This window comes from Pseudomonas ficuserectae (assembly GCF_024584585.1).
GTDB classification, from domain to species: Bacteria; Pseudomonadota; Gammaproteobacteria; order Pseudomonadales; family Pseudomonadaceae; genus Aquipseudomonas; species Aquipseudomonas amygdali.
Window position 1 is genome coordinate 1,586,913 of sequence record NZ_CP085684.1, and the last position, 14,573, is coordinate 1,601,485.

The following is a 14,573-nucleotide window of genomic DNA, read 5'->3' on the forward strand; positions in this document are numbered from 1 at the left end:
CCTTAAATGGGGCGTTGGGAACACGCGAAGCTTGCTACCGGCAAGTGCCAGACTGGCAGAAGGTAGCAATTTCCGAACCAGAGCGATGAACGTGCGTTTGAAATGTAAGGCGTTGTCGCTATTTCGTATAAATGGCTGGCAATCTGCCGCCTTGGCATGTTTATGGGCGGGATGTTGTTCTCTGTGACTTAAACCACACCCCCATTAGGCTCGCGGCGAGCGGCAGAATGGTAACGAAAGAGAACGGTTGTTGCGGGCAGGCAAACCCTGGTGGCAGGCAGTGTTTTAAAAAGGTGCACGTCAATTTGCGCGCACTTCTTCGGTGCGTCAGTTCAGCAGGTCCTGTAATGACGCCAGGCTGTCGGCTTCGGCCACCGGCTTGTCCTGCCGCCAGCGCAACATGCGCGGGAAGCGCACCGCAATGCCGCTCTTGTGGCGCTTTGACAAGGCAATGCCTTCAAAGCCCAGTTCGAATACCAGCGTCGGCGTGACGCTGCTCACCGGGCCGAATTTTTCCACGGTGGTTTTACGAACGATGGCGTCGACCTTACGCATTTCCTCGTCGGTCAGCCCTGAGTAGGCTTTGGCGAATGGCACCAGCGTGCGCTCACTGGCGTCGGGCGGGCCGTCCCACACCGCAAAGGTGTAGTCGCTGTACAGACTGGCACGTCGGCCGTGGCCGCGTTGCGCGTAGATCAGCACGGCATCGACACTGAACGGGTCGATTTTCCATTTCCACCACACGCCCATGTCCTTGGTGCGACCGACGCCGTACAGCGAGTCGCGGGCCTTGAGCATCATGCCCTCGACGCCCAGACTGCGAGAGGCTTCACGTTGCGTCGCCAGATCAAGCCAATCCTTGCCAGTGAGTACCGGGGAGGGCATCAGCACCTCGCTCTGGACGCTTTCGATCAAGGTTTCCAGTTGCGTGCGACGTTCATGTTGCGGCCGGCTGCGCCAGTCATCGCCTTGCCATTCAAGCAGGTCATAGGCCAACACTACCACGGGAACGTCGGCGAGGATCTTCTTGCCGAGTGTCTTGCGGCCAATCCTCTTTTGCAACAGGGCGAAGGGCTGAACCGAAGGTGAAGCTGTGGTGGCATTACCGTTCAACGCAAATTCAGCGCTGCCATCGGGGCTCGGCTCGGGAGCTTTCCAGACGACGATTTCGCCGTCTATCACCGTGCCGTCAGGCAGGCACTGCGTCAGGCTGTGCAGCTCGGGAAAACGGTCGGTGACCAGCTCTTCGCCACGCGACCAGATCCATAAGCGTCCGTCACGTTTGACCAGTTGTGCGCGAATACCGTCCCACTTCCATTCCACCTGCCAGTTCTCGGCCGCCCCGAGCAACTCCTCGAACTGGTCGGCGGGCTGTTGCAGGGAATGGGCAAGAAAAAACGGATAGGGCTGACCGCCACGTTGTGCGTGCTCATCTTCGGATTCGGGCGCGATCAGTTTCAGGTAGCGCTCTGCGCTGGGCCGATGCGACAGGTCGGTATAGCCCACCAGCCTTTGGGCGACGCGCTTACTGTCGATGTCCGCCAGCGCAGCCAGTGCGCGCGTCACCAGCAGTTTCGATACGCCAACCCGGAAACTGCCGGTAATCAGTTTTATACAGACCATCAGGCTGCTGCGGTCCAGTTGCGACCAGAACATCGGCAGGCGTGCTGCCAGCTCTTCGGGCGGCAGGGCGCGCAACGGCAGCAGCTTGTCTTCCATCCAGGTGGCCAGGCCCTCGTCATTGCTGTGATCGGCCTGGGGCAGCAACAGCGACAAGGTCTCCGCCAGATCGCCGACCGCCTGATAGCTTTCTTCGAACAGCCACTCCGGCAGATTCGCCAGAGTCATTGCCTGCTCGCGCAACACTCGGGTCGGCACCAATTGCCTGGGGCGTCCACCGGACAGGAAGTACACGGCCCAGGCAGCATCCTCTGCAGCCGCTTTCTCGAAATAGTCACGCATCGCGGCGAGTTTGGCGTTGCTCGATGTGGTTGCGTCCAGTTGTGCGTAGAGCTCCGCGAAGGCTTTCATGACTGAGCCTCCCCCGCAGTTACCGCCTCAGGCTCTGCCGTCGCCGGATTGCTGTCTTCTTCATCGCCGTATTCGGTGCTGAAGCCTTGCGCATCCAGCCCCAGTTCGCGCAGATAGCGCACTAATATGCCGACCGAACCGTGGGTGACCATGACCCGCTCGGCACCAGTCTGTTCGATGGCCCACAGCAAGCCCGGCCAGTCAGCGTGATCGGATAGCACAAAGCCGCGATCCACGCCACGCCGACGTCGCGTGCCGCGCAGCATCATCCAGCCGCTGGCAAACGCATCGCTGTATTCGCCGAAGCGCTTCATCCAGCTGCTGCCACCGGCCGAGGGCGGGGCGAGAATCAACGCCTGACGCAGGGCCGGATCGGTCTTTTTGAAATCGCCAGCGTATTGGGTTTCCGGAATACGAATGCCACCTTCGCGATAGACCCGGTTCAACGGCTCGACAGCGCCATGCACCAGAATCGGCCCGATCTGCGAATCAATGCCATGCAGAATGCGTTGCGCCTTGCCGAACGAGTAGGCGAACAGCACGCTGGCCTTGCCCTGAGCCGCATTGCCACGCCACCACTGGTTGATGCCTTCAAAAATCTGCGACTGCGGTGCCCAGCGATAGATCGGCAGGCCGAAGGTCGATTCGGTAACAAAGGTGTGACAGCGCACCGGTTCGAACGCCGCGCAGGTGCCGTCGGGTTCGACTTTGTAATCCCCGGAAGCAACCCAGACTTCGCCTTGGTACTCCAGCCGCACCTGCGCCGACCCCAGCACATGCCCGGCCGGGTGCAGGCTGAGTTTTACCCCGTGATGGGTGATGGTTTCGCCGTATTCCAAGGTCTGCAGGTTGATGTCCTGGCCAAGGCGCGAACGCAGAATGCCCTCGCCACTGGCCGCCGACAGGTAATGCTGATTGCCGGTACGGGCGTGGTCGCCATGCGCATGGGTAATGACGGCCCGTTCGACCGGGCGCCACGGGTCGATATAGAAATCACCGGGTGGGCAGTACAAACCTTCGGGACGAGCAACGACAAGATCCATGAGGCAACCGTATGGATGGGCTTGTTAGCTATGAGCCGGGGCAGGGCGGGAAGTTCGGGGAGTTTGCGTGAGGGCTGCGGAGCGTGAGTCGCGACATGTGTACGAGAGAACAGCTCGCTACCGTCACCATGCTCTGGTATGGAGATGATGTTCTGGAGAGCACTGTTGTGCATAAAAGCGCTTTTTTATCACGATGGCACTGACGACGCAGAGTGCGACCTTAGTGACGGCTGAGCCCTGGCGCTGATCCGGGGGTAGCCTGGCAGGACGCCAGGCTAGCCGCACCGGGCCATGGATGGCCCGTTGCGGCGACCCCCGGATCAGTGTCAGGGCGAAGGAACCCGACGAAGTCGGGCCGGAAACAGGAGCGAGGGGATTTGCCTACTTTGGCCCCATCAAAGTAGGTCGCCGAGGGGCGAAAAGGTGACTCAAGTCGAGCCTGAATCTCACTGAATCGCAGAACGGTGTGACGCGGAGCGTCACGAAATGCATTACCACGCGGAGCGTGGGAACGATAGGCGTTCGGGAGCCTGCTCCGCGTAGGTACGCCGCTCTGGACGCTCCGCGTCCGGTTTTCGGCGCTTACTTGCCCGGCGTCAGCGTCAGGCGTTGCTTGCCGTAGCCCTTCTCATAGTTCTGCTGTTGCAGCGGGATCGACATGTATTGCCCCTTCTGCCACGGCTCGATGCTGTTGGCGTAATACGGGCTGGCCGGGTTGCCGGACTGGCCGGTGCTGATCAGGCCGGTCATAGGCTCGACAAGGCTGAAGTCGACGATCATGCGCAGGCCGGGGGCCACGTGTGTATCGAAACCTTTACCCCACTCGAAACCGGACACGTTCAGCGTACTGTGGTCACCACCTGCCGGTGAGGCACCGCGATTGAACTCGCCGCCACCCAACTGTTTGGCGAGCGGGCTGGTCGAGGTCCAGTTGTCGCGGTGCAGTTTGCCCCATTGCCAGGCCTTGTGATCGCTGCCTAACAGGCTGTCGCCACTGGTGACAGCAGCCGCCAGACTGCGCGCTAGGATGGCTGGCTTGTCTTCTTTCTGCGGAGTTTTGACGTCATCCCAGTAAGGGCTGTCATCACGGCCCAGCAAATGGTCGGCTTGCGGCGAATACGACGAGCTGGCGTTGGCCACCAGCGCCTGCCAGGCAGGACTGGTTTCCGGGCCTAGCTCATCAAGGAAAATCTGTTTGGCGCTTTCCTGCAGAAACAGCTCGTACAGCGCAGCGTCAGCCGACGTTGCGCTGAGCTTGCCATCAAATGCCATCAGGCGCGTGAACGCTTCGCGGGCCTTGTTGCGATCCGCTTCCGGCAGGGCGTCGATAGCCTGCTTGAGCGGCTTGCTCATGCCCGGTGCCTGGAACATGGTCTTGAGTTTGGCTGCGAATGTCGTGGTCTGGTCGTACTGCATGGCGACGGTGCTGCGCAGGTCCTGCTTGCCGCTGTTGGCCAGTTCGGCAATGCGCTCGGCGCGCTCCGGGTAGCCCCACGAGTTGGAGAGCTGCATGCCGTAGCCTTTCGGAATCGTGCGCTGGTTGGCCGCCGCGAGCCAGCCCTGACGCGGGTCCTGGTCGTAAGGATGGAGCATTGAGTCGGCGAAACCGTCCCAGTCGTATTTGCCATCCCAGCCCGGCGAAGGCAGCAGGCCCTGGCCTTCACGGCGGTTCGGGAAGCGGCCGGTGACCTGCCAGCCAATATTCGAGGCATCGGCGAAGATCATGTTCAGGGTAATCGCACGAATTTCGCGGCTGGTGTCGAACGCCTTCTCGACGTTAGGTGCGCGGGACAGATCAAAGAATGCGTCCAGGCTCTTGTCGTCCTTGAAGTTCGGCACTTGCAGCGCCAGGCTCAAGCCATTGCCCGGTGGCGTTGCGGATGCGTTGAGCAGCGCGCCGTGGCGGGTTTCGTATACGGTTTCGCGAAGCGGGCTACCGCCTTTGACGAGAAAGGTCTCCTGATGGGCAGTGGCAGGCAGCCATTTGCCGTCAGCCATATAAGAGACGCGGTTGCCTTCGCGCTTGATCTTCTCCAGAAACAGGTCCTGGTTGTCGCCCTTGACGTTGCTCATGCTCCACGCCAGCTTGCCGTTGAAACCGCTCAGGACCAGCGGCAAGCCTGCGATGGAAACACCGGACACCTGATATTTCGGTGCCCGGATCTGCACGAAGCTCCAGGCGGAGTTGAGCCCGGCAGGCAGTTGCATGTCGCTGGCCAGCAGGCTCTTGCCGCTTCGGCTGCGTTGTGGCGCGATGGCCCAGTTGCTGGAGGCTGCAACACCCAGCATGTTCAGGTCCGAGAGCTGCAAGGCGATCTTGTTCAGGTCGCTCAGGTCGTTGACCTGATTATTCAGGTTCAGGCCCTTGAGCTTGTCGGCTTCGGCAAATGGCAGTTCTTCGTCAGGGTAGGTCGGCAGCAGCCAGGCAAGTTTGTCTGCCCCGACTTTCTGCGCCAGCACCAGTGCCGAAAGCTCTTCCTGCAGGTTCACCGACAGGCTGAAATTGAGCAGGCTGAAGATCAGCGCCGAGTCTTCCGGTTTCCAGTATTCCGGCTTGTAGCCCGAACTGGCGACATCGGCCGGCAGCTTGTCGCGGTAGCGGAACAGGTAAGCGTTAACGCCGCGCGCATAAACGTCGAAGAAGCGCTTCAAGCGAGGCGAGGCGGCGTTATACAGGTCGCTGGCGTTTTGCTTGAGGTTGACCGAGCGCATCAAACGGTCGACTTCCAGCGCGTCCGCCCCGGCCATTTCCGACAAACGGCCCTGCGCAAGCAGGCGCATTCCGAGCATCTGACCGATGCGATCACCGGCATGGATGTATCCGAGGGTGAACAGCGCATCGTGGTACGTACTGCTTTCTATCAGCGGCATGCCCATGTTGTTGCGGCGCACGGAAACGTTTTGCGCCAGCCCTTTGAGCGGGAACGTCCCGGAAGCAGGCAGTACGGTCTCGGGATCACCGCCGCCCAACTGGCAGCCGGCAAGGCTCAGGAAACTCGCCGCAGCGGCGGCAGCGCCGAATCGGGGTAGAAAATGACGAAGGGCTGGCGAGGCCATGGGCAAGCTCCTGGAGGGGTAACGTACAAAAGTCGCTACGTTAGAGAGCAGGCCGTCAGCGCGCAAGCGGGGAGGGCGAGTTTATTTCAGGATTTTGCAGAAGCTGGCCACACGCCTCTTGTTCCGCCGCGTTTGAAGATGCGCGCAAATGAAAACGGCCTGCTTATGCAGGCCGTCAGAAGAACGCTCAACGCTTTACGCGCCGTGGCACTTCTTGAATTTCTTGTCGCTGCCGCACGGGCAAGGATCGTTGCGACCCACATCTTTCAGGGTGTTGCGCACCGGTTCCTGGTGGGCGTGCCCGCAGTTCGGACCGTGCACATGGCCATGCTGGTGGTCGTGATGATCGTGATCATGGTCGTGGTTGCAATCGGGGCCATGAACATGGGCTTGCTGGTTCATCGGTTTTACTCCGCAAATAAATCTGGCGCGCATTATCCAGCAAATCGGGACGAAGCAGTATCGGCATATTTCGATTCACATATGATTGCAAATTTAAGTATGCTTATTTTTTTTCGGGCGTTTTTCAGCGTCTTTGTATTTTCATGCGCAGAGCCAACCTTATGACCCGACAAGAGCGTATTGCCAGGGCAATTGCCGCCAGCGGCATGAAGAAAGGGGAAATTGCCGCACAGTGCGGCGTTGCCAATTCTGCCGTCACTCAATGGATCAGCGGCGAAAGCAAAAGCCTGCGGCCAGAAAACCTCTATGCACTGGCGCGGGCCACGGGCTTTCGTGCCGAATGGCTGGCGATTGGCGAAGGGCCTGAAAAGGACGCCCCCTTTGACGCCAACGTTGCTCTGATCGATCAACCCAACATGTCCTTTCGTTATCCGGTAATCAGCTGGGTGTCGGCAGGTTCCTGGGAGGAAGCCGTCGAGCCTTACCCCGACGGTTTTTCCGATCGCTATGAAATCTCCGATTACGACTCCAAGGGGCCGGCATTCTGGCTTGAGGTCAAGGGCGACTCGATGACTGCACCCACTGGCGTCAGCGTGCCAGAGGGGATGATGATTCTGGTTGATACAGAAGCCGACGTGCAGCCCGGCAAGCTCGTTATCGCCAAGCTGCCCGCCAGCAACGAGGCGACCTTCAAGAAGCTGGTCGAGGACGGCGGCACGCGTTACCTGAAGCCCTTGAATCCTGCGTACAAAATGATCGAGTGCGGTGCCGACTGTCGCATCATTGGCGTAGCCGTGAGAATGACCGCCAGGCTATGAGCCTTGTTGTACAAGGCTTGCGGACGTTATCCGTCGCGACGTGAAGCGGAGCGCGTCCTACGAAGTGCTTGCGCAGGTCTTGCAGCTGGAATACTGTATTTATATACAGTTATTTCCGGGAGGCAGTCATGACTGGCACTCGTAATGGGCCGACGGGCGCGTCGTCTTATGAACAGATCGGCAAGCGCATTCAACGGCTGGTATCTGCGCCGAATGTTCAAAAGACCCAGTGGGTCATCGTAGCCCGACGCGACGATGAACCTGAGGACAGCTGGAACGTGGTGCTCCGGGAAATCCAAGAAACCGAAGGTATCGAGGTCGATCCTCAGCCAGACGGTTCGGTAAGGATCGGCTGGCAGCGCTATATCGATAACTGAGGGTTTATAAGGTACTGCTCCACGTTTGATGGCAAGCGTTTCACTTTATTTTTAAGCATGCTTAATTTTTGGTTCCAGCTTCACATACCGCCGCCGCATCGACCCGCAATACGCGCAAGGAAGCGATCAAGGGCAGGGCGGGCCCGAACGTCAACCAGGATGACCCTCATCAACCCGTTCCCTGCCATTCGAATGGCAGGCTCTCAGCGTCTGAATTTCTGTGTTCGTGAACGGCTGTATCTCTTGAGCGGAGTCAGGTCCGATGGATATCTTGAATGGTTTGGCAGACAGGGGCGAATGGCTGGTCGCCGGTCTGGTGGGTGCAATCATCTCTGGCTGGTGGCATAAGGCAGGCTTGCTCGACTGGCGTGCCTGGCTGGTTTTCTTGATCACTGGCGTGGCCTGTGCGGTGTTTCTCACCGGCATTGCCAGTGATTATCTGGGCGTGGCCGACCCTCGCAACACCACAGGCGTGGGCTTTCTGCTGGGCTCGTTTGGTGGAGCGCTGATCAGCGCAATCAATCGCGCATTGTGGGCGGCGGATATCTGGAAGTTTCTGCTGGAGCTGATCAAGGGCAAGCTGGGCGGTTAGGCCGCCTGCTTATTTGCGTTGAATCAGCTCCTCTGGTGCAACATCGCCGGTTTTGCCGATCCGTACGTTGTGCCTGAACAGCATGCCGGTCTTGAGCTTGCCTTCAAGCCGGTAATGGATCAGCTCATCAGGTTTTTTCAGCAGTTGAGCGATGTATTTCGCGTACCGCCAAAGGTTGGTACGAACAGGCACCACAAAGGTTTTCCGGCTATGCGCATCGACAAAAAACCAATCACTGAATTGGTCGTCTGCGAGCACAACGTCATTAAGCGAGATCTTGTAGTTCAGGCCGCGCACGAACAGGTCCGAGTCGTTGGGATTATCGACCTCGAAATACAGCTTGAAATCCTGTTGTGTCAGCCTTGCCTTGACCACCTGGACTTTGAGCAAATGCACTTCCGGATCCTGGACGCTGTCAAAGCTCAGTAACGAGCATCCGCTGAGACCGAACATGACCAGCGCGAGGCTAATGATTCTTGTAATGTGCGCCTGAAAAAACATGGATGTGCTCCGTTTGACGCCTGAGTCTACCAACTCGACGGTCAAGGGTAACGCGCTTGTTGCGCTGTCTGACGCTACGCCATACTTTTTATTGACGTGCTTACCGGTGTCTCCATGAGTGTCTACGAAATTGTCTTCAGTGCCGAACTGGTCGCCGGAGCCCAGCCCGAGAAGGTCAGGGCCAACCTTGGCAAGCTATTCAATGCCGATGCCGAGCGTCTGGAGCTTCTGTTCTCCGGGCGCCGACTGGTCCTGAAAAATAATCTCGACGCGGCAACCGCTGAAAAATACCGCGCAACGCTGGAGCGTGCAGGCGCACGGGTCCATGTGCTGGAAATGAATACCCCGCTGCCCATGGAAGAGGTCGAACTGGCACCGCCGCCCGACGCTCCTACCTGGTTGCGTAAATCCCAGGCCACCCCGCAGTCGGGTACGGGCCGTCTGCAGATCAAACCGCGTGACGCGTATATGGCTGCTTTCGAAAGTGTCGATGCGCCGGATTATTCGGTGGCCGAAGCGGGGGTCGACCTGTTGCCTGCCAAACCTCGGCCCGCTGCGCCGCTGCTGGATCTTTCCCGATTTAGCCTGGCACCGGTGGGCAGCGACATGGGCCATGTCGAAAGGCCCGAGTCACAAGCTGCTCCCGATACTTCTCACCTGAAGGTCATTGCGGAGTAATGCCGCAGGCCAACTGAATCCTGAAACGGAATTATTTTCAATCAGCTCTGTTACTTTCGAACTTTCGCTCGGCTAACAGGCATTGAGAAATATTCCATCAGGAGTTGCCCGATGTCCCGTTCGTTAGACACCCTTCTGCGTCCCAGTCTGTTGGCCGTGGCGATTGCACTGTGCACGCCTCTGGTCAGCCCGCTGCTGATGGCCGCGCAGCAGGCCAGCGTGGTTGCCTATGACCTGCCTGCAGGCCCTCTGGCGACCACGCTGAACCAGATTTCCAGCCAGGGTGGTCTGGCATTGAGCCTCGATCCTGCGCTGGTTGCTGGCAAAACAAGCGCGGCGGTAAAGGGGAATTTCGACGCTGCGACAGCCTTGCGTGAGGCGTTGCGTGGCAGCGGCCTGCAACTGGTGCAGAGCAGCGCCGGGACCTACACGCTGATGGTCATGGAACAAAACGCCTTGAACCTGTCGGATGTGAACATCAATGCCAACAGCGCGCCCGCCGAAGGTTCGGAAGCAGCCGGTTATCGCAGTGAGAACATCAGCAGCGTCGGTGCATTGGGCGGCATGAAACTGCAGGACGCGCCTTATTCCATCAGCGTGACGCCTCAGGCTCTACTGAAAAACATTCAGGCCACCTCGCTGGACGATGTCATCAAGCACAACCCGTTCACCCAGATGTACTCGCCGACCAGCGCCGGTTATGCCAGCGCCGTCAACATTCGTGGTTTCAGCAGCGCGGGCAGCCTGAACATCGCCAATGACGGCTTGCGCTTTACCAATGGTGCTGATGGCAGCAACTACATTGAAGAGATGGAACAGCTGGAAGTCATCACCGGCCTGACCGGTTTCCTGTATGGCCCGGCCTCGCCAGGCGGGCTGGTCAACTACGTCATCAAGCGCCCCACTTACGAACGCTATAACAGCGTCACGCTGGGCAATGCCGGTGGCGAGAACTACTACCTGCATGGCGATTTCGGCGGGCCGATCGACAGTGAGGGCAAGTTTGCCTATCGCCTGAACGTGTTGACTCAGGATGGCGAAACCGCTGTCGACATGAACAAGCGTCGTCGCGAAATGATTTCCCTGGCGCTGGACTGGAACGTCTCCGACGACCTGCTGGTGCAGTTCGACGCTTCACACAAAAAGACCGAAATTCGCGGCCTGACCAGCTATTGGTACTTTGGTGATCAGTCATTACGCCCAAGCGCAGCCTCGCTGGACAACGACAAACTCTACAGCCAGAAGTGGTCGTTTTCCGATTATGAATCCGACAAGGCGGGCGTACGCGCCAAATGGCGCTTGAACGATACATTCACCTTGCGCGCGGCCTTTGCAGCCCAGCAGTACACTTCGGAAAACACCTACACCGGGCCGACGGTTTACAGCGCGGGTCTGTATTCGCAGCCGTTGTACGCCTTCGCACCGATCGAAACCGAAGAAAAGACCGGCTCGCTGTTTCTGGATGCAGCATTCGATACCGGCTTTCTCGGCCACAAAGTCACGATGGGGTACCAGGGCAATACATCTCGCCAGAAGCAGTACGAAGACCACATCCCGTACACGCCTGGTCAGCCTGGTCCGCAATACACCTCGCCAGTCGGCACGATACCGCTCGACCAGACACCTCAGGTCGGCAAACCGTCGTACTCGATTGGCCACGGCAACCAGCGTCTGGCCAATAGCTCGGAGAGCAATAACTTTTTGATCGGCGACATCATTACCTTCAACGAGCAATGGTCGGCGATTCTTGGCGTGACCAACACGCAGATCAAGACTTACGCCAACGAATTCGTTTACGCCAAGGCTTTCGGCTCCGCAGAGACCGAGACCAAATACAACGAAAGCAAGACCTCGCCGAATATCTCGCTGGTCTACAAGCCACTGCCGTGGCTGACCACTTACGCCACCTATATAGAAGGTCTGCAATCCGGCGGTGTCGCACCGAGCGGCGCAGCCAATGCCGGCCAGGCATTCGCACCGGAAGTCAGCGAGCAATATGAAATCGGTGCCAAGGCGACGTTGGGTGAAACCCTGTTTACCCTGGCGCTGTTCAACATCGAGAAGCCCAACGGCTACACCACGGCCTCGAATATTTACGTAGTGGACGGGCGTCAGGAAAACAATGGTCTGGAGTTCAGCGTGACCGGCAAAGTCGTTCCGGAGCTGACACTGGTCGGCGGCTTTACCTTGCTGGACCCGAAGATCAAGAAAACCGGCATCGCCGCGGATGAAGGCAACGCACCGACCAACGTCGCCAAGCAACTGGCCAAGGTCTATGCCGAGTACGACATCAATCCGGTGCCTGGGCTGGCGGTAACCGGTGGAGCGTTTTATACCGGCAAGCAATACACCGACCAAAGCAACGAAAACGACCTGCCGTCCTTTACCACCTTCGACGCCGGTGCCCGCTACCGCATGCGCGTCTCGGAAAACGACCTGACCCTGCGGGTCAACGTCAGCAACCTGGCCAACAAGGAATACTGGCTCAACAGCAGCTACCTGGGCGACCCGCGTACTGTAGCGTTCTCGGCGCAATTGGAGTTCTAGGTCGACTTGTGTCCACCGGAGCGTGACCTTGACTATCGTGCGACGCTCCGCGTCGTCATGCCGTTCTGGACGCTCTGCGTCCTATCTTGACTGTGCGGTGCGGCGCAGATCTGTGACGCGGAGCGTCACGCACGGCATTCCCACGCTGGAGCGTGAGGAACGATAATCTCAACTATCGTGCGAAGCTCCGCGTCGCATGCCGTTCTGGACGCTCTGCGTCCGGTCTTGAGCGTGACGGTGCGGCGCAGGGCTCACCCACGGCATTCCCACTCTGGAGCGTGCGGAACGATCATCTCGACTATCTCAAACCACGTAAGGCGAGCAGCATTTCTTGAATTTCTGTTCGCTGCCACACGGACACGCGTCATTGCGGCCGGCCTTGAGCGGGACCGTGGAATCGATGAAATACCAGCGGCCCTGATTCTGCACGAACGACGAGCGTTCCTTGTGGCTGTGTTCACCGTTACCGTCGTGCCAGCGGGCAGTGAAGGTCACAAAGGCATGCTCGGGCTTGCCGCCGAATACCTCCGAACTTTCTACTTCCAGCCCCAGCCAGGTGCTCTGCGCGCTCCACTGGGCAATGGCCTCACGGTTCAACCCGCTTTGCTGAACAGGCAGCGTCGTCTGGACCAGATAATCAGTCAGCCCCAGCACGTAGGCGCTGTAGCGCGAGCGCATCAGCTTTTCCGCGCAAGGCGCAGGCTGACCTGCGTGATAGCGACCGCAGCAGGCCAGCAACAGATCGCCGCTGCCGCACGGGCAAATAGCACTACTCATAGGTCACCACCAATACTTTCCAAAATTCTCCGGGTTGGCCCAATACTTCGCGTTCAGCCAGTCATGCACCTGTTTGTATTCGCGCAGGTCGTAGGTGAACAGGTTCAGCACTTGTTCGTCGCGGGTGAAGCGTTCGCTGGATTGCAGGGCCAGCGAGAAAAAGTCGGTCTCCTGCCAGCCGCAGGCCTGCAAGTCGGCCAGCACCGCAATGCGGCTGGCGTTAAGGTTGCGGATACCGCCCAGCAGCTCCAGACCGGTGCGCTTGGGGATGTGCTCCAGGCAATCGACCACCAGCGCCAGGTCGAAACGTTGCGCCGCCAGATTTGCGGGCAGGGGGCCGGGTTCGGCCAGCGCCACCTCGGTCTGCGGGTGTGCTTCCTGAAAGGCTTGCAACGCAGGGAACGCCTGAGCGCCGATCAACAGCAGACGCTGGGGGGCGTAACGGTCGAGCAGGGCCGCCAGCGCTTGCTGCGGCGTGCGGGATGAGTAGCCGACGGTCATCGAAAGTCCTCTGGTTGACTGACAAGACTAGCCTGCCGGACCCGCTCTGAACAGCCGTCAGTATCAGGCGAACGCCCACAGACTGACGACAACGATCTATGCTTGATCTTTTTCAATACACTGCTGGCATATTCGGCGTACAGCACGTCTACTGTGCGGCGACGAAAAGCGCGCGCAGACTGCGCTTTCGTAACGGATCATGACAAGGGGGGCAGGCGATGAAGGTGTTTTGGGGGCTGGGAAAAATCTTGATGCTGGGCTTCTGGCTGGTAGTCCTGGCCAATGCGGTCATTGAAGCGCCCAGCCCGTTTGGCGTGATGATCGACATGGCGGGTGCCGTACTGTTGTTGACTCACTTGCTCGAACTGATCCTGTTCAACGGCAGCCTGCGCGGTCGCAGGCATCCCTGACGCGACCGGGGCAAAATCATCCTGTTCGGCATTTTTCATGTTCAATCCATCGGCCGTTCGGCCACAGGGCACTCTCATGCGTAAGCTCGTTCTGCTGGCAGCACTGTTCAGCCCTCTGGCCATGGCTCAGGCGATTATCGTCGCGCCACACTCGCTCATGCGTCTGCCTGGCAACAGCAGCGTTCTGCAGGTCGAGCGCCTTGAAGTGGCCGACTACGGCACCCTGCTGATCCCGGCCGGTATCGATGACGTGAAGATCGGCGAACTGGTGCTAGGGCACGAAGCGCGGATTGCCATCGTCCCCGGTGTACAGGCGTTCAACCTCGTCGTGGTGCATGGTGAATTCGGCACCGGCAGCCAGATCACTGCGCGAGGCGCTCCGGGTACCTTCGAGAAGCCGGCACTGCCGGGGCGCAATCTGACCCTGCGTCTACAGAGCCTGAATGCCGAACAACTGTCGATCGATGCACGCGGCGGCGCGGGCAGCCCAGGCTACGCCGGGCTCGATGGCGGCACGGGCGAAGAGCCAGGCTGTACCTGGGGCCAGGCTGGGCGTGGTTACAACGGCGATAGTGGCGGCAACGGCCACGACGGCGCAGCAGGTGCGCAGGTTCGTCTTGAGCTGCCACAGAGCTTTCCGGCCGAACGTATCAAGGTGAATGTTGCGGGTGGCGCGGCAGGCAAGGGAGGTGAAGGCGGCAAGGCAGGCAAGGGCGGCGCTTCGAAGGGCTGCATCGTCTACCGCGCGGATGGCGGCAAGCCTGGCAGACCGGGCGAACCTGGTCTGCCAGGCGTTGCAGGGCCAGCAGGCAGTTTGATTCTGCAGCGCCTGTAACCTC

13 protein-coding genes and 1 pseudogene are annotated in these 14,573 nt (G+C 59.3%); 7 read left to right on the plus strand and 7 right to left on the minus strand.

Going from position 1 to position 14,573, the window contains the following annotated elements; genetic code table 11:
- Positions 1-327: 327 nt before the first annotated feature.
- The 4 genes from LJU29_RS07125 to LJU29_RS07140 form a co-directional block, all read right to left on the minus strand.
- Positions 328-2,031 (minus strand): ATP-dependent DNA ligase, encoded by a 1,704-nt coding sequence (locus tag LJU29_RS07125; protein WP_257111917.1) that lies wholly within the window; start codon positions 2,029-2,031, stop codon positions 328-330.
- Positions 2,028-3,074: a ligase-associated DNA damage response exonuclease gene (locus LJU29_RS07130; RefSeq protein ID WP_257111919.1), complete on the minus strand. Its 1,047-nt coding sequence runs from the start codon at positions 3,072-3,074 to the stop codon at positions 2,028-2,030. Before LJU29_RS07130 ends, LJU29_RS07125 begins: the two co-directional genes overlap by 4 nt.
- Positions 3,075-3,656: 582 nt before the next feature.
- Positions 3,657-6,131, minus strand: a complete 2,475-nt coding sequence (locus tag LJU29_RS07135; RefSeq protein WP_257111920.1) for a penicillin acylase family protein — start codon at positions 6,129-6,131, stop codon at positions 3,657-3,659.
- Positions 6,132-6,326: 195 nt separating this feature from the next.
- Complete coding sequence (locus tag LJU29_RS07140; RefSeq protein WP_002554826.1) at positions 6,327-6,533, minus strand: SEC-C metal-binding domain-containing protein; 207 nt, start codon at positions 6,531-6,533, stop codon at positions 6,327-6,329.
- Between the two features lie 161 nt (positions 6,534-6,694).
- Between LJU29_RS07140 and LJU29_RS07145 the strand changes: the two genes are divergently transcribed.
- From LJU29_RS07145 to LJU29_RS07155, 3 genes are all read left to right on the plus strand, one after another.
- The gene (locus LJU29_RS07145; protein WP_054996890.1) at positions 6,695-7,351 is read left to right on the plus strand and encodes a LexA family protein; all 657 of its coding nucleotides are present in this window, start codon (positions 6,695-6,697) and stop codon (positions 7,349-7,351) included.
- Between the two features lie 128 nt (positions 7,352-7,479).
- A complete protein-coding gene (locus LJU29_RS07150) occupies positions 7,480-7,728 on the plus strand; it encodes a DUF1654 domain-containing protein (protein ID WP_005743217.1) in 249 nt (82 codons plus the stop codon).
- 262 nt (positions 7,729-7,990) lie between these two features.
- On the plus strand, positions 7,991-8,320 hold the full coding sequence (locus LJU29_RS07155; protein ID WP_002554823.1) for a hypothetical protein: 330 nt from the start codon (positions 7,991-7,993) through the stop codon (positions 8,318-8,320).
- Between the two features lie 9 nt (positions 8,321-8,329).
- On the opposite strand, the gene LJU29_RS07160 is transcribed toward LJU29_RS07155, so the two are convergent.
- The gene (locus LJU29_RS07160) at positions 8,330-8,821 is read right to left on the minus strand and encodes an LEA/WHy family protein (protein WP_005755521.1); all 492 of its coding nucleotides are present in this window, start codon (positions 8,819-8,821) and stop codon (positions 8,330-8,332) included.
- Between the two features lie 114 nt (positions 8,822-8,935).
- Here LJU29_RS07160 and LJU29_RS07165 point away from each other — a divergent pair, with 114 nt between their 5' ends.
- Both LJU29_RS07165 and LJU29_RS07170 read left to right on the plus strand, forming a co-directional pair.
- Positions 8,936-9,499 carry a hypothetical protein gene (locus LJU29_RS07165; RefSeq protein ID WP_057422353.1) on the plus strand — a complete coding sequence of 188 codons (564 nt, stop codon included), beginning with the start codon at positions 8,936-8,938 and terminating at the stop codon, positions 9,497-9,499.
- A gap of 111 nt (positions 9,500-9,610) precedes the next feature.
- The gene (locus LJU29_RS07170; protein ID WP_257111921.1) at positions 9,611-12,046 is read left to right on the plus strand and encodes a TonB-dependent receptor; all 2,436 of its coding nucleotides are present in this window, start codon (positions 9,611-9,613) and stop codon (positions 12,044-12,046) included.
- 303 nt (positions 12,047-12,349) lie between these two features.
- Here LJU29_RS07170 and LJU29_RS07175 read toward each other — a convergent pair whose 3' ends face one another.
- Together LJU29_RS07175 and LJU29_RS07180 are read right to left on the minus strand one after the other, a co-directional pair.
- Positions 12,350-12,823, minus strand: a complete 474-nt coding sequence (locus tag LJU29_RS07175) for a YchJ family protein (RefSeq protein ID WP_004664098.1) — start codon at positions 12,821-12,823, stop codon at positions 12,350-12,352.
- A 3-nt stretch (positions 12,824-12,826) separates the two neighbouring features.
- Positions 12,827-13,324 carry a DUF6231 family protein gene (locus tag LJU29_RS07180; protein WP_257111922.1) on the minus strand — a complete coding sequence of 166 codons (498 nt, stop codon included), beginning with the start codon at positions 13,322-13,324 and terminating at the stop codon, positions 12,827-12,829.
- Between the two features lie 218 nt (positions 13,325-13,542).
- On the opposite strand from LJU29_RS07180, the pseudogene LJU29_RS07185 reads away from it, so the two are divergent.
- Positions 13,543-13,818, plus strand: a pseudogene (locus LJU29_RS07185) (DUF1145 domain-containing protein).
- Positions 13,811-14,569: a hypothetical protein gene (locus LJU29_RS07190; protein WP_002554817.1), complete on the plus strand. Its 759-nt coding sequence runs from the start codon at positions 13,811-13,813 to the stop codon at positions 14,567-14,569. The pseudogene LJU29_RS07185 and the gene LJU29_RS07190 overlap by 8 nt, the downstream one beginning before the upstream one ends.
- Positions 14,570-14,573 lie beyond the last annotated feature (4 nt).

Coding starts and splice junctions, on each gene's coding strand:
- LJU29_RS07125 (WP_257111917.1), bottom strand. CDS start 2,031: ATGAAAGCCTTCGCGGAGCTCTACGCACAACTGGACGCAACCACATCG.
- LJU29_RS07130 (WP_257111919.1), bottom strand. CDS start 3,074: ATGGATCTTGTCGTTGCTCGTCCCGAAGGTTTGTACTGCCCACCCGGT.
- LJU29_RS07135 (WP_257111920.1), bottom strand. CDS start 6,131: ATGGCCTCGCCAGCCCTTCGTCATTTTCTACCCCGATTCGGCGCTGCC.
- LJU29_RS07140 (WP_002554826.1), bottom strand. CDS start 6,533: ATGAACCAGCAAGCCCATGTTCATGGCCCCGATTGCAACCACGACCAT.
- LJU29_RS07145 (WP_054996890.1), top strand. CDS start 6,695: ATGACCCGACAAGAGCGTATTGCCAGGGCAATTGCCGCCAGCGGCATG.
- LJU29_RS07150 (WP_005743217.1), top strand. CDS start 7,480: ATGACTGGCACTCGTAATGGGCCGACGGGCGCGTCGTCTTATGAACAG.
- LJU29_RS07155 (WP_002554823.1), top strand. CDS start 7,991: ATGGATATCTTGAATGGTTTGGCAGACAGGGGCGAATGGCTGGTCGCC.
- LJU29_RS07160 (WP_005755521.1), bottom strand. CDS start 8,821: ATGTTTTTTCAGGCGCACATTACAAGAATCATTAGCCTCGCGCTGGTC.
- LJU29_RS07165 (WP_057422353.1), top strand. CDS start 8,936: ATGAGTGTCTACGAAATTGTCTTCAGTGCCGAACTGGTCGCCGGAGCC.
- LJU29_RS07170 (WP_257111921.1), top strand. CDS start 9,611: ATGTCCCGTTCGTTAGACACCCTTCTGCGTCCCAGTCTGTTGGCCGTG.
- LJU29_RS07175 (WP_004664098.1), bottom strand. CDS start 12,823: ATGAGTAGTGCTATTTGCCCGTGCGGCAGCGGCGATCTGTTGCTGGCC.
- LJU29_RS07180 (WP_257111922.1), bottom strand. CDS start 13,324: ATGACCGTCGGCTACTCATCCCGCACGCCGCAGCAAGCGCTGGCGGCC.
- LJU29_RS07190 (WP_002554817.1), top strand. CDS start 13,811: ATGCGTAAGCTCGTTCTGCTGGCAGCACTGTTCAGCCCTCTGGCCATG.